Here is an 18,670-nt window from a genome sequence, read left to right as displayed (position 1 = left end):
GGCTCGTTTTTGTCCTGAGGGAGAAACGTTTTGTTTAAACTTGCGCGCTTCATCACGCAATTGAACCGCATTATCGGCTATTGGATCAGCTTTTGCGTGCTGATTATCTTTGCCCTGCTCTTGGCCGATGTGGTCATGCGCTATCTGATCGGACAGCCCGCGATCTGGACTGCCGAACTGGCAACGCTGATCTTTGGAGTCTATGCGATCATCGGGGGCGGGTACCTGCTGACCGAACGCGGTCACGTGAACGTCGATATTATTTATGGCCAGTTTTCACCCAAGCGCAAAGCGCTGGTCGACATCGTAACATGGCCGCTGTTCGTGATCTTTGTCGGTGTGCTGCTGTGGCAGGGCTATGACATCGCGTCAGAAGCCATCGCCGATATGGAGCGGTCGAATTCCGTCTGGAAGGCCCCGCTGTGGCCGACCAAATCCCTGATCCCCGTCGCGGCGCTGCTGCTGCTGTTGCAGGGGTTCGTACGCCTTTGGGCCGATGTGCGCACCCTGATGGGACTGCCCAATGATCCCGCAATTTTTGGTCAACCCGCTACCGGTGACACCGAAGCCGCCCAAGCCGCTGGAGGCCACTCATGAGCGTCGAAATTCTGACCATGCTATTCTTTGGCGCGCTGCTGCTGTTTGTGATGCTCGGCACGCCGCTTGCCTTTGCCCTTGGGGGGATTTCGGTCATCTTCCTGTACGCCGAAATGGGCGATCTAGGGTTCTATCTGCTCGCCTCTAAAATGTGGGAGACGATGCAATCACCCACCCTGATGGCGATCCCGCTGTTTGTCTTCATGGCGATCCTGCTCGAGAAATCGGGGGTCGCGAATGACCTTTACGATATGATGCACGAATGGTGGGGCGGCCTGCGTGGCGGTCTGGCCATCGGCACGGTGCTGATCTGCGTGATCTTTGCCGCCATGTCGGGCATCTCGGGTGCGGCGGTTGTGACAATGGGGACCATCGCGCTGCCCAAGATGCTGGAACGGGGCTATGACAAAAAGCTCGCACTCGGGGCGATCAACGCGGGCGGCGGCTGGGGCATCCTGATCCCGCCCTCGATCCTCATGGTGCTCTATTCGCTGCTCACCGAGGTGTCTGTCGGTCGGCTGTTCGCAGCGGGCATCGGGCCGGGGCTGCTGCTGTTTTTCCTCGTGTCCGTCTATATCGGCGGGCGCTGCTGGATGCAGCCCGAACTCGGTCCTGCCCTGCCAAAGGAAGAACGCGCAAGTTGGGGCCAGAAGTTCCGCTCTCTCAAAGCGGTAATTTTGCCAATCCTGATCGTGGTTATCGTACTTGGTGCCATCTTTGGCGGTTTCGCCACACCGACCGAAGCCGCTGCAATCGGTGTTTTTGGGGCGATGGTCGCAACCGGCATCAACCGGCAATTGTCGTGGGTCGTGATCCGCGACGCATCGGTTGCGACGCTTAAGCTGACGGCGCTAATCATGTGGATCCTGTTTGCGGCGCACGCCTTTAGCACGGCCTATACGGCGCTTGGGGCACAAAGCCTGATCCAGGACATGATGAACCTTGTGCCCGGTGGGCGTTGGGGGTCGCTGATCTTTATGCTCGCGGTTCTGTTCATCCTTGGCATGGTGCTGGATCCGGTGGGGATCATGTTGATCACCCTGCCCGTGTTCTTGCCTGTGGTGCAGAGCTATGGCTTTGATCCGATCTGGTTCGGCATTCTGTTCATCATCATGATGGAGGTCGGGTATATGACCCCGCCCTTCGGCTTTAACCTCTTTTACCTCAAAGGGGTGGCCCCGCCGGATGTGACGATGGGCGACATCTATGCCTCTGTGACGCCCTATGTGATCGTCACGCTGATCGGGGTCTTGCTGATCATCCTGATCCCCGAGATCGCGACCTATCTGCCCAAGTACTTCTACGGGTAGGCCGACCGCAAAACTGCTTTGACCCGCGCCCAAGCTGCGGGTCAAAGCCACTGACGGGATATGCCCAAATTATAGGCATCCGTCGCGAAGCAGCCTCAAATTGCGCCAAAAATGCCCGTTTCGGATCGCACCCGACGGGAATCACGCTATCCAGATGGGAGTTATTTTCAACTGGACGAGGCCCCCCATCAACATCGCCGCCCATACCGATCAGGCTTTCGCCGTGCCGATGCAACCCCGCGCCCGCGGGGCGTTGCGCATCAGCAGCAAGACCTATGGCGAGACGTCGGTGATCGACGATCTGTACCAGCAGGGCTGCTTCAAGGCGCTCTTTCCGCGGGCGGCGGCGGGTGGTCTGACGGGGGTCTTCCTCAACACTTCGGGCGGGATGACGGGCGGCGACGAGCTGTCGATCCACGCCACTGCCGGTGCGGACAGCCGCCTGACCCTAACCAGTCAGGCTGCCGAACGTGTCTATCTGGCGCAACCCGGCCCGATGGCACAGATGACGACGCGGCTGGTCGCAAAAGGCGGGGCTCGGGTCGATTGGTTGCCACAGGAAACGATCCTGTTCAACGGCTCTGCCCTGCGTCGCAAGCTGGACGTAGATTTAGCTGACGATGCCTGTTTCTTTGGCGTCGAACCGCTGGTCTTTGGCCGCGTGTCCATGGGCGAGACGCTAACTGACGCGCGCTTTGCCGATAACATCACGATCCGCCGCGACGGGCGTCCTGTCTTTGCCGACGCCGTGCGCCTGTCTGGCGATATCCACGCGCAGCTGGCGGGCACCGCCACGGCGGGCGGAAACTGCGCTATGGCCAGCGTGATCTATGCCGCCCCCGATGCCGAGGCGCTGCTTGCCCCCCTGCGCGCCCTGCTGCCCGCCAGCGCCGGTGCCAGCCTGATCCGCGAGGGCATTCTTTATGCCCGCATCCTCGCGCCTGACAGTTACATCCTGCGCCAGTCGCTGGTGCCGGTCATCGCCCGCCTGTATGGCGCGGCCCCTCCCAAAACATGGATGCTTTGACATGCAGCTGACCCCCCGTGAAAAAGATAAACTGCTGATCGCCATGGCGGCCGAAGTCGCGCGCAAGCGCTTGGCCCGCGGCGTCAAGCTGAACCACCCCGAAGCGATTGCCCTGATCACCGATACCGTCGTCGAAGGCGCACGCGATGGCCGCAGCGTGGCCGAGATGATGCAGGCCGGTGCCCAAGTCATCACCCGCGACGACTGTATGGAAGGCATCGCCGAGATGATCCACGACGTGCAGGTCGAAGCCACTTTCCCCGACGGGACCAAGCTGGTCACCGTGCACAACCCCATCCGCTAGACCCCATTCGCAAGAAAGGCCCCCGTTATGAAATATCTGATGATCCTGCCCGCCGCCCTTTTGGCCGGCCCGGCCCTTGCCCACCCCGGTGCGCACATCGCCCCCCATGGTGCTGAATGGATGCCTGTCTTTATGGGCCTTGCCGTCATCGCCACCGCCGCGATCGTCGCCCTGCGCGGGCGGACCAAGGCCCCCCGCAAGGCGCGCCAATGATCCCCGGCGAAGTGCTCTGTGCCGCGGGGGACATCACCCTGAACGCGGATCGCACGGCCATCACCCTGATGGTCGCCAATACCGGCGACCGTCCGGTGCAGGTCGGCAGCCATTATCATTTCGCCGAAACCAACCCCGCGCTTGATTTTGACCGCACCGCTGCACGCGGCCACCGTCTGGACATCGCCGCAGGCACCGCCGTGCGCTTTGAACCCGGTCAACGCCGAGAGGTGCATCTGATCGCGCTTGCCGGTGACCGCAAGGTGTACGGGTTCAACGCTGAAGTGATGGGCGCGCTCTAAGGCGCTTCGAGGAAAGAGACACCGATGACCACCACACTCCCCCGCTCTGAATATGCAGCGATGTACGGCCCCACCACGGGCGACCGGCTACGGCTGGCTGACACCGATCTGATCATCGAGGTCGAACGCGATCTGACGACCTATGGCGAAGAGGTGAAGTTCGGCGGCGGCAAGGTGATCCGTGACGGCATGGGCCAGTCGCAGGTCACGCGGGCGAATGGTGCGGTGGATACCGTGATTACCAACGCGCTGATCGTCGACCACTCCGGTATCTACAAGGCGGATGTGGCGCTGAAGGACGGGCGCATCGCGGCGATTGGCAAGGCGGGCAACCCCGACACCCAGCCCAACGTCGACATCATCATCGGACCAGGAACCGAGATCATCGCCGGCGAAGGGCGCATCCTGACCGCCGGCGGTTTCGACAGCCACATCCACTTTATCGCGCCCCAGCAAATGGAGGACGCGCTCCATTCCGGTGTGACCACCTGCTTTGGCGGCGGCACCGGTCCTGCGCATGGCACGCTCGCCACCACCTGCACCCCCGGCCCATGGCATATCGGGCGCATGTTGCAGGCGATGGACGGCGTGGTGATGAATATCGGCCTCGCGGGCAAGGGCAACGCAAGCCAGCCCGGTGCCCTGATCGAAATGGTGAACGGCGGGGCCTGTGCGCTGAAGCTGCACGAAGATTGGGGCACCACCCCCGCCGCGATTGATTGCTGCCTGTCGGTCGCGGACGACATGGACGTGCAGGTGATGATCCACACCGATACGTTGAATGAATCCGGCTTTGTCGAACATACGCTCGGCGCGATTAAGGGCCGGACGATCCATGCCTTCCACACCGAGGGCGCAGGCGGCGGCCACGCCCCCGACATCATCAAGATTTGCGGCGAAGAACACGTGCTGCCGTCATCGACCAACCCCACGCGCCCGTTTACGGTGAACACGCTCGAAGAGCATCTGGACATGCTGATGGTCTGTCACCACCTCGATAAATCCATCCCCGAAGACGTCGCCTTTGCCGAAAGCCGGATTAGACGCGAGACGATTGCCGCCGAGGATATCCTGCATGACATCGGCGCGTTCTCGATCATCGCTAGCGACAGCCAGGCCATGGGACGTGTGGGCGAGGTGCTGATCCGCACGTGGCAAACCGCAGACAAGATGCGCAAGCAGCGCGGGCGCTTGCCCGAAGAAACCGGCGACAACGACAATTTCCGCGTCAAACGATATATCGCGAAATACACGATCAATCCGGCAATCGCCCATGGTGTCAGCCGCGAGGTCGGCTCGATAGAGGTCGGCAAAAAAGCCGATCTGGTGCTGTGGAATCCCGCCTTCTTTGGGGTGAAGCCTGAGATGGTGTTGATGTCGGGCATGATCGTCGTGGCCCAGATGGGCGACCCGAATGCGTCGATCCCCACGCCGCAACCAGTCTATACCCGCCCGATGTTCGGGGCCTATGGCAGTGCGCTCCAGCATTGTGCGGTGACCTTTATCTCGGAAGCCGCGCAATCGAACGGTCTGCGCGACAGACTTGGCCTGCGCAAACAGACCATCGCGGTGCAAAACACCCGCAACATCGGCAAATCCGATCTGATCCATAACTCGGCCACCCCCAAGGTAGAGGTAAACCCCGAAACCTACGAAGTTCGCGCAGATGGCGAGCTGCTAACCTGCGCGCCCGCTGAAACCGTCCCCATGGCGCAACGCTATTTCATGTTCTGAGGCCCCAAGATGACCGATCTCCCCCCCGCCCATACGATCAAACGCCACGGCCAGTGGGACCACGCGGATGACAGCTGCGTGTTGACCTACGACGACCGCTTTTTACGCCGCAAGCGGTTGCTCACCAGTCACAATCGCGGCTTTCTGGTGGATCTGGCGCATACGGAATCGCTGAACCACGGGGATGCGTTCGAACTCGAAGGCGGCCAGATCATCGAAGTCATCGCCGCACGCGAAGCCCTGCTCGAGATCACCGGCGCCGATCTGGTGCGTCTGGCGTGGCATATCGGCAACCGGCACTGCCCCTGCCAGCTTGAACCGGGTCGGCTGTTGATCCAGAACGACCACGTGATCCGCGACATGCTGACCAAGCTCGGCGCGACGCTGCGCGATGTGTCCGAACCGTTCATTCCCGAAGGCGGTGCCTATGGCCACGGGCGCACCCACAGCCACGCGCATTAGGCCGCTTTGACGATGCAGACCCAAGCGCTGATCACATTGGCCCAGTGGCTGTCGCCCAGCTTTCCCATCGGCGCATTCAGCTATAGCCACGGGCTTGAGATGGCGGTGCAGGATGGCACTATTCACGATGCGGCCAGCCTTCAGGCTTGGCTGGCAGAGATCATCGCCCACGGTGCAGGCCGGACCGATGCGATCCTGCTGAACGCTGGCTTTGCGGGCGACGGGGTGCACGAGGTGGATGCGCTGGCGCGCGCGCTGGCACCATCGTCGGAACGACTGACCGAGATGACCCAGCAGGGCGCGGCTTTCGTACGGGTGGTTAATGACGTCTGGCGGCATGACTTGCCCGACCTGACCCTACCCATTGCCTTTGGTGCGGCCTGCACAGCACAGGGCTTGCCCGTAGAGCAAGGCGCGAACCTGTTCCTGCATGCCTTTGTCAGCGCGCTGGTCTCGGCCGCGATCCGTGCGGTGCCTTTGGGGCAAACGGACGGGCAGCGGGTGATCACCGCGCTCGCCCCTTTGTGCCACCAAACAGTGACACTGGCCCTGTCACAAACCGTCGACGATATCGGCAGCGCCTGTTTTCTGGCTGATATCGCATCGATGCAACATGAAACGCTTTACTCTAGGATGTTCCAGACATGACCTCTCCCCATGGACCGCTTCGCATTGGAATTGGTGGCCCCGTTGGCGCGGGCAAGACCACGACGACCGCCGCGCTGTGCCGCGCCATGCGCGACCATTGGTCAATCGGCGTCATCACCAACGACATCTACACCCAAGAAGACGCCGAAGCGCTCATGCGGCTTCAAGTCCTGCCGCAAGACCGGATCATCGGTGTCGAAACCGGCGGCTGCCCACATACTGCCATTCGCGAAGATGCCTCGATCAATCTTGCCGCCATCGCGCGGATGCGTGATCGCCATCCCGATCTGGACTGTGTGCTGATCGAATCCGGCGGCGATAACCTGTCTGCGACCTTCAGCCCCGAGCTGGCAGATGTGACGCTTTACGTGATCGATGTAGCCGCAGGCGAAGAGATTCCGCGCAAAGGCGGGCCCGCGATTACAAAGTCAGACATCCTGATCATCAATAAAACAGACCTCGCGCCGCATGTGGGGGCGTCGCTCGAGGTGATGGATCGTGATGCAAAACGGATGCGCGGCGATCTGCCCTATCTCTTTGCAGAGATGAAACACGATAAGGGCGTGGCAGCGCTGCTGGACCTGATTGTTAAGATTGGTGGCCTCCGCCCGGTTCCCGAAAATTAACAATTTGCAATAATAGTGGCGGAATTTTGCCCAAAAAAATCCCGGCACTATGTTTTTCGGCAAGAATCGCGGAATGTCTGCCGGACTTTACTGGGACAGTAAGGTGAGTGAAACGAGCAGCAGGACAGATAAATGAGCGTGAAACGCCAGTGGACGTCGAAAATCGGTATTTCAATTCTGTCCGCAGCCCTGCTGCTGACAGCGGCCTGTGCCCGCGGCCCGGTTGAGGTTCAAACCATCAGCCAAGCGGGCATCAACCCCGACCTACACGCCATGGCGATCCGCGAAGTTCGCGTTCTGCAATCCAAAGGCCAGCGCGTTTGGTGCGTACCCTTCGCGCGCAACGCCAGCGGTGTTCAAATCCGCGGCAACGCCAACACTTGGTGGGCCAAAGCCAACGGCCTTTACGAGCGCGGCACAAAACCCGCTGTCGGCGCAGTGATGGCGTTCAAAGGCACCCGCCGGAACCCGATGGGCCATGTCGCCGTGGTCTCCGAAGTTGTTTCCCCCCGCGAGATCAAGGTTGATCACGCCAACTGGAAGCGCAACAAGATCTCGCTGGCCATGACCGTCAAAGACGTGTCGCCCCGCAACGACTGGTCTGATGTGCGGTTGGAAAGCCAGGCTGGATCATTTGGCAGCGTTTATCCTATCAACGGGTTTATCTATCCCAACACGAAAAAGGGCCCGTCCAACGAGATGGCCCAGGCCCCCGTGTTCGCATTTTCAGCGACACCGACACAAAGCAACTAATCAGCGGGGCGGCAACGCTCCTCATGGTTGCAAATCTGCTGACACTGGCGTTGGGTAGGCACACCTAGATAACAGGATGCCCCCAATGACCCAGCAGCAAAACGCCTCTTGGCAGATCACCAAACCCGCGACCCGCAGCCGCAAAGGCATCGTCGCGTCGCAAAGCCGTGTGGCGGCTCAGGTCGGGGCGGATGTCATGGCGCAGGGCGGCAATGCGGTGGATGCCGCCATTGCCACCTCCTTTGCGCTTGGGGCGGCTGAGCCGTGGATGAGCGGTATGGGTGGCGGCGGCTTTATGGTCGTGCGTATGGCCGGCGAGAAGACAGCCAAAGTCATTGAGTTCGGAATGAAATCCCCCATCGGGCTGGATGTTGCCGACTATCCAATCGTCGGTGGCAAGGCGAGCGATCTGTTTCCGTGGCCTTCCGTGCTGGACGACCGCAACGTTTTCGGGGCCAAGGCGATTGCCATTCCCGGTCAGGTCGCGGGCATGGGGCTGGCGCATGAACACTTTGCCACGAAACCTTGGGCCGATCTGCTCGCCCCTGCGATCAAGCTTGCCGATGCGGGGCTGCCCGTCGATTGGTACACGCAGCTGATCCTGGGCGGATCGGCCAAAGACCTCGCCCCCTTCCCTGCTTCGGCTGAGACCTTCCTTGATGAAGACGGCTTTCCGAAATCCTCGGGGTGGACCGCCTTGGGCGAGACGACATGCGACCTGAGCCGTCTTGCGGCATCGCTGCGCACCGTGGCGACAGACGGGCCGCGTGCATTTTACGAAGGGCCGCTGGCGCAGTCGATTGTCGCGGATTTGCAAGCGGCGGGCGGACACCATGCGGCCGAGGATCTGGCGCAATATCAGGCGACACTGGTCGATGCGATGCACTATACCTACCGCGACCACGAGGTGATCGCCACGCCGACGCTGACCGCAGGCCCCACCATGCGCCGCGCACTTGATCTTATGACGGCTTGGCAGCCCGGCACTGACACCCCCGACGCCGATGCGTTCATCGCCTATGACCGCGCCATCCGGCAGGCCAATCAGGAACGTTATGACACGATGGGCGATACCGAACATGAACCTGATCCGTCCTGCACCACACACTTTAGCGTCGTGGACGAAGCGGGCAATATGGTCGCCGTCACGCAAACGCTGCTGTCGATCTTTGGCTCGCGGATGATGCTGCCGCAATCCGGCATCCTGATGAACAACGGTATCATGTGGTTCGACCCCGAACAGGGCAAGCCTAACTCGCTCGGGCCAAACAAGCGTTGCCTTGCCAATATGTGCCCCACCCTGCTGCACCGCGCTGATGGATCGCAATTCGCGCTTGGCGCATCGGGCGGGCGCAAGATCATGCCCGCGGTGGTCGAGCTGACGTCGCTCCTGCTCGATTACGGGATGGATCTGGAAACCGCCTTTCACGCACCGCGCACGGATATGAGCCTTGCCGACATCACCATCGCGGATCAGGCGCTCCCGCCTCAGGTGATCGCGACGTTGAAAGAGACGCTGGAAAACGTCGTGACTGCACCGCGCACGATCTTCCCCTATCACTTCGCCTGCCCCTCTGCTGTCGGCCGAAAGGGTGATGAAAACACCGGCGCGACAGAGGTGATGTCGGCGTGGGGGGATGCGATCAGCGCCTGAAAGAAAGGCGGCGGAGCATAGCCGCTCTGACCTGTGCGCCTGACAAAGAGATGTACATTCGCGTCATAACCGACTAGGGACGGGCGCAACACGTGGCTGGCGTATCCGCTTTTGCCGCGACGCGCGTATTTGTAGCGCGACATTTTCTCAGACAGGACAATCCCTTGATCCAAACCATCGCAGACGCGCTTGCCACCCAAGGCTATGATTCGCTAACTCCCGTCCAAGAGGCGGTCACCAATCCCGATCTGGTCGAAGCCGACCTTTTGGTATCGGCCCAAACCGGGTCGGGCAAAACAGTCGCCTTTGGCCTGGCCATCGCGCCAACCCTTTTGGGTGACGCTGAAAAATTCGGCCACGCGGGCGCGCCGTTGGCGCTTGTTATCGCACCGACACGCGAACTGGCCATGCAGGTCAGCCGCGAACTGACATGGCTTTATGGCAAGGCCGGTGCCGTTGTGACCACCTGCGTTGGCGGTATGGACACACGCACCGAACGCCGTGCACTGGACCGTGGCGCGCATATCGTCGTCGCCACACCGGGCCGCCTGTGCGACCACATCAAACGCAACAACATTAACCTGTCCGACATCCGCGCCGTGGTGCTGGACGAAGCAGACGAGATGCTGGATCTGGGTTTCCGCGAGGAACTGGAATACATCCTCTCGGAAGCGCCGGAAGAGCGCCGCACCCTGTTGTTCTCGGCCACCGTCCCCGCGGCGATTGCCAAGCTGGCGAAATCTTACCAGCGTGACGCACAGCGCGTTGAAACCGTTGGCGAGCAAAAGCAGCACTCCGATATCGAATACCGTGCGCTGAACGTGCACCCGCGTGATACCGAAAACGCCATCATCAACGTGCTGCGGTACTACGAGGCAAAGAACGCCATCGTATTCTGCAACACCCGCGCCGCCGTTGCGCGCCTGACCACCCGCTTTACCAACCGCGGCTTTTCGGTCGTGGCGCTGTCGGGCGAGCTGTCGCAGTCTGAACGGACCAACGCGCTGCAAGCGCTGCGCGACGGACGGGCCCGCGTTTGTATCGCGACAGATGTGGCCGCACGTGGCATCGACTTGCCCAACCTTGAACTGGTTGTGCATGCTGATCTGCCGTCAAACTCTGACACATTGCTGCACCGGTCGGGCCGTACCGGCCGTGCGGGTCGCAAAGGTGTGTCCGCACTGATCGTCCCTGCCAAGCTGCGCAGCAAAGCCAACCGCCTGATTGGTGGTGCCAAGCTGAAAGTCGAATGGGCCAACCCGCCCTCCGCCGAAGACGTGAACGCCGAAGACGAAAAGCGCTTGCTGGCCGACTCCGCTTGGTCGAACCCGATCCCCGATGATGCAACGGGCTTTGTTGCGAACCTCGTGGAGCAGTTCAGCCCCGAGCAACTCGCGACCGCTTTTGTGAACCTTTATCGTGCGCGCCAGTCCGCGCCCGAGCAATTGGCAGAGCCCGGCACCCCCGCCGATGAACGCCCCCGTGGCGACTTTGGCCCGTCGGTCTGGTTCTCGATCTCGATCGGGCGCAACGACGAAGCCGAACCGCGTACGATCTTGCCGATGATCTGCCGCATGGGCGATCTTACCAAGGATGACGTGGGCGCGATCCGTGTGCAGCCAAGCCATACCTTTGTCGAAATCCTCGCGACGTCAGCCGATAAATTCACCAACGCACTTGGCCCCGACATGAAAGTCGAAGACGGCGCTGTTGTGACCAAGCTCGACAAGGCTCCTGATCTGTCGCGCGGGCCCAAGCCCGGCGGCCGCGGCCCGAAACCCCAGCGTGGCGGTTCCCGCTTTGATGACAACGCGCGCCCGGATCGCGGCCCGCGTCCGGACCGTGCACCTTTCGATCCCGACGCGCCAAGCGCACCGCGCAAACCGCGTGCGGCGGGCACCGAAGAGGCCTCGGTCTCTTATGACAAGCCACGCGGGCCACGCCCCGACAAAGGGTTCGACAAACCGCGCGGCGACAAGCCCAAGTTTGACAAGCCAAAGGCCCCCAAAGGTGAACGCCCGCCCAAGTCGCACAAGACCGAACGGACACCAATGAAGCCCGGTGCCGCACCGAAACCAAAGTCTGCGGGCAAGCCCGACAGCTTTGACAAGCCCAAGGCCAAAGCTGTCTGGAAAAAAGACAAGCCGGCGGATCGCGCGGCTGGCGACAGCAAACCTGCGGGCGACAAGCCGTTCAAGGCGCGTGCCGCTGACCCGTCGAAACGCTTTGTCCCTCCGGGCAAAGTGGGTGCCAAGCCCAAGGGTGGAAAGCCTGCGGGCAAACCCGCCGGTGGCGACGCATCCCCCAAGCGCGGCAAGTCGAGCTTTCGCCCGAAATAAGCGCATAAGCGCACGCCCCGCTTAGAACCGGGGAAATATAGATCAATCAAATGCTTAGAGGCTGGAATTTTAATCAATTCCAGCCCCTTTTGCGAGCGTCACCCCCCCAAAGCTCCCCTGCGGGGCAGGTTTTTGCTTTTCAGAGGGGGACGTTGCTCCTAACAATCACTGCATAGGGACCGAAACTGGCGCAGGACGCCTGCGTACGGGCCGTTAGAAACAGGGTGCTTTGCCACCCGTCCCAATCCCAACCTCGGAAAGGTCACGCACATGGATGGTACATTTAGCGAAAACGATATCTCCCGTGTGGTCGAGGCAGATCGCGCGCACATCTGGCATCACCTCAGCCAGCATAAAGCCTATGAAACCACCGACCCGCGCATCATCGTTGAAGGCAAGGGCATGCGTGTCTGGGATCAAAAGGGCAAAGAGCATCTGGACGCTGTGTCCGGTGGCGTCTGGACGGTCAACGTCGGCTATGGCCGCGAAAGCATCGCCAATGCGGTACGCGACCAGCTGATCAAGCTGAACTATTTCGCGGGCTCTGCCGGGTCCATTCCGGGATCGATCTTTGCGGAAAAGCTGATCGCTAAGATGCCGGGCATGAGCCGTCTCTACTACTGCAACTCCGGCTCTGAGGCGAACGAGAAAGCCTTTAAGATGATCCGCCAGATCGCCCACAAACGCTATGGCGGCAAGAAGCACAAGATTCTCTATCGCGACCGTGATTACCACGGCACGACCATCGCTTGCCTGTCTGCAGGCGGTCAGGACGAACGGAACGCGCAATACGGCCCGTTTACCGACGGCTTCGTCCGCGTGCCCCATTGTCTTGAGTATCGCAAGTTCGAACAGGACGGCGCCCCCGAGGATAACTACGGCATTTGGGCAGCCGACCAGATCGAGAAAATCATCCTTGCCGAAGGCCCCGATACCGTGGGCGGGCTCTGCCTTGAACCCGTTACAGCGGGCGGCGGTGTTATCACGCCTCCGGACGGCTATTGGGAACGCGTGCAGGAAATCTGCCGCAAATATGACGTTCTGCTGCACATCGACGAAGTCGTCTGTGGTATCGGGCGTACCGGCGAATGGTTCGGCTATCAGCACTTTGGCGTCCAGCCGGATATGGTCACAATGGCCAAAGGCGTCGCGTCGGGCTATGCGGCGATCGCCTGCCTTGTGACAACCGAAGAGGTGTTCAACCTGTTCAAGGACGACGCCAGCGATCCGATGAACTATTTCCGCGACATCTCGACGTTTGGCGGCTGTACCGCAGGCCCCACCGCCGCGATTGAAAACATGGCCATCATAGAGCGCGAAAACCTGCTGCAAAACACCTGCGACATGGGGCAATATATGCTCGAAGAGCTCGAAGAGCTGTCGGACAAATACGATGCCATCGGGCAGGTGCGCGGCAAGGGTCTGTTCCTTGGTGCAGAGCTGGTGCAGGACCGCAGCACCCGCGTGCCAGTGGTCGAAGCGCAGATACAAGCCGTGGTGGCCGATTGTATGGCCCAAGGTGTGATTATTGGGGCGACCAACCGGTCGGTACCCGGCAAGAACAACACCCTTTGCTTCAGCCCTGCGTTGATCGCGCAAAAAGACGACATCGATCAGATCATTGCGGCAGTGGATGGTGCAATGGGACGTGTGTTTGGCAGCAAATAATCAACTGCCTAGGCACTTTGTCGCCGATTAATTTATTCTTGCTGGAACCATACCCGTTCCATGACGTTAAGTACCGAAGCTAGTATGGAGTATAATATGAAAAAGCTACTTTTGGTCCTGCCTATGGTTGGCGCACTCGCCGCGTGCGAAACGCAGACCCAAACTTCTATCACCGGCGCTGCCGCTGGTGCTGCACTGGGTGCTTCCGTTTCCGGCGGAGATGACAAAACCAAAGGCGCCATTATCGGTGGCCTCGCTGGTGCTGCTGCAGGTGCATACCTTGGTCGCGGCAAAAACGGCCAGTGTGTGTATCAGAACTCTGCAGGTCAGCGTTACACGGCTGCTTGCCCATAAGCCTTTTCTGCTCCCGAAGGCAGATATTCAAATTAGGCCTCGGCAATTTGCCGGGGCCTTTTTTTATGTCTCGCGGGCGGAATGCAGAACGCTAACGTCCAATTAAAAAGGGCGGCTCGATGCCGCCCCGTCATGGGTCATGTCTTAAAATGTCACGTGCTCTAGTCGATGAGGCCAGCATGCTTTAGTCCGCGATCCACCAGCGCTTTGGTCGCATCCGTCAGCGGTACCAATGGCAAGCGGACCTCGTCCGAGCACAAGCCAAGACGTGCCATGGCGTATTTCACGCCGACCAGCCCCGGCTCTGTAAAGATCGCGGTGTGCAATGGCATCAGCTGGTCTTGAATTTTCAGCGCCGACGCATAATCCCCCGCAAGGCAGAACGCCTGCATCTGGCTCAGCAGTTTGGGTGCCACATTCGCTGTGACCGAGATACAGCCGACGCCGCCTTGGGCGTTGAACCCGTGCGCCGTGGCGTCCTCGCCCGAGAGCTGGACAAAATCCGGCCCGCACAGCATCCGCTGGTCACAGACCCGCGCCAGATCGCCGGTGGCATCCTTGACACCGATGATGCGCGGCAGCTTGGAAAGCTCGGCCATGGTTTCGGGCAGCATATCAACGACTGACCGGCCGGGGATGTTGTAGATGATGATCGGCAGACCGCAGGCTTCGTGGATCGCGGTGAAATGCGCAATCAGTCCGGCTTGGGTCGGCTTGTTGTAATAGGGTGTGACAACCAGAACCGCATCCGCGCCAACGCTTTCAGCGTGCTTGGCCAGACGGATGCTCTCGGTGGTATTGTTCGAACCGGCACCTGCAACGACAGGGATACGCCCTGCGGCGGCTTTAACAACTTCTGCGACGACAGTTTCATGCTCGGCATGGGTCAGGGTGGGCGATTCACCTGTGGTTCCGACAGGCACCAGCCCGTTCGATCCTTCGGCGATGTGCCACTCAACCAGCTTCTTGAGCGTGTCCAGATCCAGCGCGCCGTCCGTGAACGGCGTGACGAGTGCAGGTAGTGAACCTTGTAGCATATGCACGCTCCTATTCTTGCGTTGCTGGGCAAGCGCCCAATTGCTGATAGCGGCAAGGTGAGTTGAAACCCTCGCGCCGTGACGTATGTTGCAAGGCTGTAGCCTTTGACCAGTAGGAATTGCAAGTGATGAGACGCGCCTTGGCGACGCTGACGATGGTTTTTGCCCTCTCCGTTCCGGCATATGCGGAACGGCCCCGCCCGCTTGGCTGGGCGATGGATGCAATGCGTTCGGGCAGTTGGGACAACGCGGCGCTGATCGCGCGGCGCGACGGGGCCGTGGCGGTAGATATTATCGAATGGCATCGTCTGAGGTCGGGACGCGGCACCTATGCCGAAGTGACCGACTTTCTCAAGCGCCGCCCCGATTGGCCGGGCGAGGCTTATTTGCGCAGACAATCCGAAGACGCCGTCCTACGCGAAGGCGACAAAGCGGTGCTGGATTTCTTTACGTCACAAGGCCCCCAGACCCCCGATGCGGTGCTGGCCCATGCGGCCGCACTGGTCCGCGCTGATCGTTCGGGCGAGGCGCAGGCGCGGCTGGTACTCGCCTGGCGTACCCTCCCCATGAGTGGGAACGAACAGGCAAAATTCATCGAGGCGCATGGCGCCCTGCTCAAGGACCATCACGCCGCCAGACTGGAAGAGATGCTGTGGCAGCGCGAACACGCCGAGGCCCGCCAGATGTTCGATCTGGTCAGCGACGGCGGCAAGGCATTGGCTGAAACTCGTATTGCGTTGCAGAACCGCGAAGGCGACGTGAACGCGTTGATCGAAGCCCTGCCCGCCAGCAAAAAAAGCGATCCGGGTCTGCAAGCCGACCGGTTCGAGTGGCGCATCCGCAAAGGATTTAGCGACAGCGCCAAGGATTTGATGCTGTCGCAGTCCACCAGCGCCGCGGCCCTAGGCCAGCCCGCGGCATGGGCCAACCGCCGCCGCGCCCTTGCCCGCAATGAAATGCGCACTGGTGATCCCGCCCGCGCCTATCAGATGGCATCGAAACACTTCCTGACGGAAGGATCGCACTTTGCTGATCTGGAATGGCTGTCTGGCTATATCGCCCTGCGCTTCCTTAAGGATCCAAAGCTGGCACTTGGTCATTTTCAGGCCCATGATGGCGCGGTTGAATCGCCCATCAGCCAAGGGCGTGCAGGCTATTGGCAAGGCCGCGCGCTTGAGGCCATGGGCGATGCCGAAGGTGCCGCCAAAGCCTATGCGCAAGGGGCCAAATTCCAATCGTCGTTCTATGGCTTGCTTGCCGCAGAACGCGGCAACCTGCCGTTTGATACCAGCCTTGCAGGACCGCGCCCCGAACAGGACTGGCGTTCATCCGCGCTCGCTCAGGCTCCGCTGTTTCAGGCCGGATTGCTGCTGCAAGCCTCTGGCGAGCTGTCGACAGCGGAACGGTTCTGGACCCATCTGGCAGAACAGCTGATCACTGAAGACGCCACGCTGTTGGGTCAGGCCGCAATGGATGTGGGCCAGCCGCATTTGGCGGTCATGATCGGCAAACGCGTGGCACAGCGGGGCATCACCATCGCAGGGCCCTATTACGCGCTGCATGACGCGATCAAGCTCGACCTGAATATGGCACCTGAAATGGTACTGGCCATTGCCCGCCGCGAAAGTGAATTCGACCCCGTGGTGCAAAGCCATGTGGGCGCACGTGGCCTGATGCAGCTGATGCCCGCCACGGCTAAGGATGTCGCACGCGATCTGGATATCAGCGCCTTACACACCACTGACCGGCTGACCGCCGACCCGGAATACAACGCTTTGCTCGGGTCCGAATATCTGTCGCAGATGGCGGGGCGGTTTAACGGGAATGTCGTGATGGTCTCTGCCGCGTATAACGCTGGCCCCTCGCGCCCGACGCGCTGGATGGACGCCTATGGCGACCCGCGCGAAGGCGACATTGATATCGTCGACTGGATCGAGATGATTCCGTTCCGCGAAACCCAGAACTATGTGATGCGGGTGACGGAAAGCCTCCCCGTCTACCGCGCACGCATGGGCAAAGACCCCCTGCCCCAACCCTTTACCGAGGAGCTAACGGGCACGACCCTTTTGCCGTTCGCGCCAAAAGGTGAATAGCCCCGCTGCGACGATCAAGGCCGCACCGATGGCGACATTGGTGCGTACCGTTTCGCCAAAGATCGAAATTCCGATGATCGCGGCAAACACCAGCTGCAAATAGGCAAAGGGCTGGACGGCGCTGGCCTCAGCCACTTCATAGCAGCGGATCAGCAGCCAGTGCCCGGTGACGCCGGTGATGCACAGGCAGGCCATGATCAACCAGTCGCTGGCGATCATCGGCTCCCAATACCAGATGCCGGTGGCCGTCATCGCCACCGAACCGGTCACGCCGGTCCAGAAAAAGCTCGTTGCGGTTTTGTCCTTACGCCCGACATAGCGCGTCAGCAGCCCGTAGACCGCGAACATCGCAGCGGCCAACAGCGGGATCACGGCGGCAGGGTCAAAGACGTTCATCCCCGGCTGCAAAATGATCAGCACCCCGATAAAGCCGACCCCGATCGCCGCCCACCTGCGCCAGCCGACGCTCTCGCCCAAGACGGGGCCGGACAATGCGGCCACCAGCAGCGGATAGCAGGTAAAGACCGCGTGGCTTTCTACAAGGCCAAGGATGGTGAAGGCAACAATCATCACGCAAATCTCTGCCGCCAGCAGCAATCCGCGAAAGATCTGGAGCACCGGCTGGCTGGTCCGTGCGGCAGCACGCAGCCCACCCGCATGGCGTTTGGCCAGCGCAATCACAAAGGCCGCAAAGAACCAGTAGCGGATCATCACGACCATCATCACATTGTATTCAGACGCAAGATGCCGCGACAGCCCGTCCTGCACTGCAAAGACAAAGGTCGTGATCACCATCAGGGTGATGCCAAGCGGGATGTTGTTCGACTGCGCCGACGCAGCCGCGCGGTTGGTTGCCATGCTCATACGCGCACGGCGCGGGTCATATGCCGTTTGCGGCCATAGCCGGTCGTGCGTTCCACCGCGAAGCCCGCGCTTTCCAGTGCTCGGCGTACCGCACCGGCGGCAGTATAGGTCGCAGCGGTCCCGAATGGTGCCGTGTGACGCGCCACATCATGCAGCAGGTCCGGCTCCCACAGCTCGGGGTTTTTGGCGGGGGAGAACCCGTCAAGGAACCATGCATCCGCCAGACCGCCCCATGCCGGCACCGCGCGTCGCGCATCGCCAATAACCACAGTCAGCACCACATCGCCAAAGCGCATCTCTCCGCCCTTGGGTGACCACGCGGCAAGCAACGCGTCACGCTTGCCGTCGAAATCGGGAAAAGACTGATGCGCTTGCGCCATATCTTCGGACGACAGCGGGAAGGCTTCGAACGAGGTGAAATGCAGCGCGCCTTTCGCGCCGTTGCGCACCCATGCGTCCCAGGCCACGAGAAAATTCAGCCCTGTCCCGAACCCCAACTCTGCGATGCGGAACCCGTCGCGGAAGCGGTTGGCCAGATCGTTGCCCTCGATAAAGACATGCTGAGTTTCCTCTACCCCGTTATCAAGACTGAAGTACGGATCATCGAATTTCGAGGACACCGGAACGCCGCTGTCTTTCCATTCAATCTCAGCTGTCTGGTTCTCCATGGGATGGCCTTGTGCTA

The 18,670-nt window shown here is 60.8% G+C and carries 19 protein-coding genes; 16 read left to right on the top strand and 3 right to left on the bottom strand.

Annotated elements, in window-relative coordinates; all coding sequences use genetic code 11:
- The first annotated feature begins 30 nt into the window (after positions 1-30).
- From ACVBAU_RS03250 to ACVBAU_RS03180, 15 genes are all read left to right on the top strand, one after another.
- Complete coding sequence (locus ACVBAU_RS03250) at positions 31-597, top strand: TRAP transporter small permease subunit (RefSeq protein WP_138924461.1); 567 nt, start codon at positions 31-33, stop codon at positions 595-597.
- A complete protein-coding gene (locus ACVBAU_RS03245; protein ID WP_138924462.1) occupies positions 594-1,907 on the top strand; it encodes a TRAP transporter large permease in 1,314 nt (437 codons plus the stop codon). The genes ACVBAU_RS03250 and ACVBAU_RS03245 overlap by 4 nt, the downstream gene beginning before the upstream one ends.
- 154 nt (positions 1,908-2,061) lie before the next feature.
- Entirely contained in the window at positions 2,062-2,934 is an 873-nt protein-coding gene (locus ACVBAU_RS03240; protein ID WP_448327869.1) for an urease accessory protein UreD, read from the top strand.
- Position 2,935: 1 nt separating this feature from the next.
- Positions 2,936-3,238: an urease subunit gamma gene (locus ACVBAU_RS03235; protein WP_005851167.1), complete on the top strand. Its 303-nt coding sequence runs from the start codon at positions 2,936-2,938 to the stop codon at positions 3,236-3,238.
- A gap of 27 nt (positions 3,239-3,265) precedes the next feature.
- A complete protein-coding gene (locus ACVBAU_RS03230) occupies positions 3,266-3,451 on the top strand; it encodes a DUF6732 family protein (RefSeq protein ID WP_138924464.1) in 186 nt (61 codons plus the stop codon).
- Positions 3,448-3,753 carry an urease subunit beta gene (locus ACVBAU_RS03225; RefSeq protein ID WP_335744884.1) on the top strand — a complete coding sequence of 102 codons (306 nt, stop codon included), beginning with the start codon at positions 3,448-3,450 and terminating at the stop codon, positions 3,751-3,753. The genes ACVBAU_RS03230 and ACVBAU_RS03225 overlap by 4 nt, the downstream gene beginning before the upstream one ends.
- Positions 3,754-3,777: 24 nt before the next feature.
- Positions 3,778-5,487 carry an urease subunit alpha gene (ureC, locus tag ACVBAU_RS03220; protein ID WP_448327866.1) on the top strand — a complete coding sequence of 570 codons (1,710 nt, stop codon included), beginning with the start codon at positions 3,778-3,780 and terminating at the stop codon, positions 5,485-5,487.
- 9 nt (positions 5,488-5,496) lie between these two features.
- Entirely contained in the window at positions 5,497-5,949 is a 453-nt protein-coding gene (locus ACVBAU_RS03215) for an urease accessory protein UreE (RefSeq protein ID WP_323803310.1), read from the top strand.
- Between the two features lie 12 nt (positions 5,950-5,961).
- On the top strand, positions 5,962-6,597 hold the full coding sequence (locus tag ACVBAU_RS03210) for an urease accessory protein UreF (RefSeq protein WP_448328899.1): 636 nt from the start codon (positions 5,962-5,964) through the stop codon (positions 6,595-6,597).
- A complete protein-coding gene (gene ureG / locus ACVBAU_RS03205; protein WP_138924469.1) occupies positions 6,594-7,223 on the top strand; it encodes an urease accessory protein UreG in 630 nt (209 codons plus the stop codon). The genes ACVBAU_RS03210 and ureG overlap by 4 nt, the downstream gene beginning before the upstream one ends.
- Positions 7,224-7,355: 132 nt before the next feature.
- A complete protein-coding gene (locus tag ACVBAU_RS03200) occupies positions 7,356-7,976 on the top strand; it encodes a CHAP domain-containing protein (protein WP_093731520.1) in 621 nt (206 codons plus the stop codon).
- Positions 7,977-8,061: 85 nt separating this feature from the next.
- Positions 8,062-9,630 (top strand): gamma-glutamyltransferase, encoded by a 1,569-nt coding sequence (locus ACVBAU_RS03195; protein WP_448327863.1) that lies wholly within the window; start codon positions 8,062-8,064, stop codon positions 9,628-9,630.
- 164 nt (positions 9,631-9,794) lie between these two features.
- Positions 9,795-11,969: a DEAD/DEAH box helicase gene (locus ACVBAU_RS03190; RefSeq protein ID WP_448327861.1), complete on the top strand. Its 2,175-nt coding sequence runs from the start codon at positions 9,795-9,797 to the stop codon at positions 11,967-11,969.
- A 270-nt stretch (positions 11,970-12,239) separates the two neighbouring features.
- Entirely contained in the window at positions 12,240-13,637 is a 1,398-nt protein-coding gene (locus tag ACVBAU_RS03185) for an aminotransferase family protein (protein ID WP_138924472.1), read from the top strand.
- A gap of 96 nt (positions 13,638-13,733) precedes the next feature.
- Positions 13,734-13,991 (top strand): glycine zipper 2TM domain-containing protein, encoded by a 258-nt coding sequence (locus tag ACVBAU_RS03180; RefSeq protein WP_171048944.1) that lies wholly within the window; start codon positions 13,734-13,736, stop codon positions 13,989-13,991.
- Between the two features lie 161 nt (positions 13,992-14,152).
- Here the strand turns inward: ACVBAU_RS03180 and dapA are convergent, their stop codons facing one another.
- The gene (dapA, locus tag ACVBAU_RS03175) at positions 14,153-15,028 is read right to left on the bottom strand and encodes a 4-hydroxy-tetrahydrodipicolinate synthase (RefSeq protein ID WP_138924473.1); all 876 of its coding nucleotides are present in this window, start codon (positions 15,026-15,028) and stop codon (positions 14,153-14,155) included.
- Positions 15,029-15,156: 128 nt separating this feature from the next.
- Between dapA and ACVBAU_RS03170 the strand changes: the two genes are divergently transcribed.
- Entirely contained in the window at positions 15,157-17,121 is a 1,965-nt protein-coding gene (locus tag ACVBAU_RS03170; protein WP_448327857.1) for a lytic transglycosylase domain-containing protein, read from the top strand.
- Here the strand turns inward: ACVBAU_RS03170 and ACVBAU_RS03165 are convergent.
- Positions 17,077-17,985: a DMT family transporter gene (locus ACVBAU_RS03165; protein ID WP_138924475.1), complete on the bottom strand. Its 909-nt coding sequence runs from the start codon at positions 17,983-17,985 to the stop codon at positions 17,077-17,079. The genes ACVBAU_RS03170 and ACVBAU_RS03165 overlap by 45 nt on opposite strands.
- Positions 17,982-18,653 carry a tRNA (5-methylaminomethyl-2-thiouridine)(34)-methyltransferase MnmD gene (gene mnmD / locus ACVBAU_RS03160; RefSeq protein ID WP_448327855.1) on the bottom strand — a complete coding sequence of 224 codons (672 nt, stop codon included), beginning with the start codon at positions 18,651-18,653 and terminating at the stop codon, positions 17,982-17,984. The genes ACVBAU_RS03165 and mnmD overlap by 4 nt, the downstream gene beginning before the upstream one ends.
- Positions 18,654-18,670 lie beyond the last annotated feature (17 nt).

The sequence above is a fragment of the Sulfitobacter sp. M13 genome (assembly GCF_053474885.1).
Note: the sequence above shows the minus strand (reverse complement) of the source record. Positions and strands in the feature narration are given on the sequence as shown.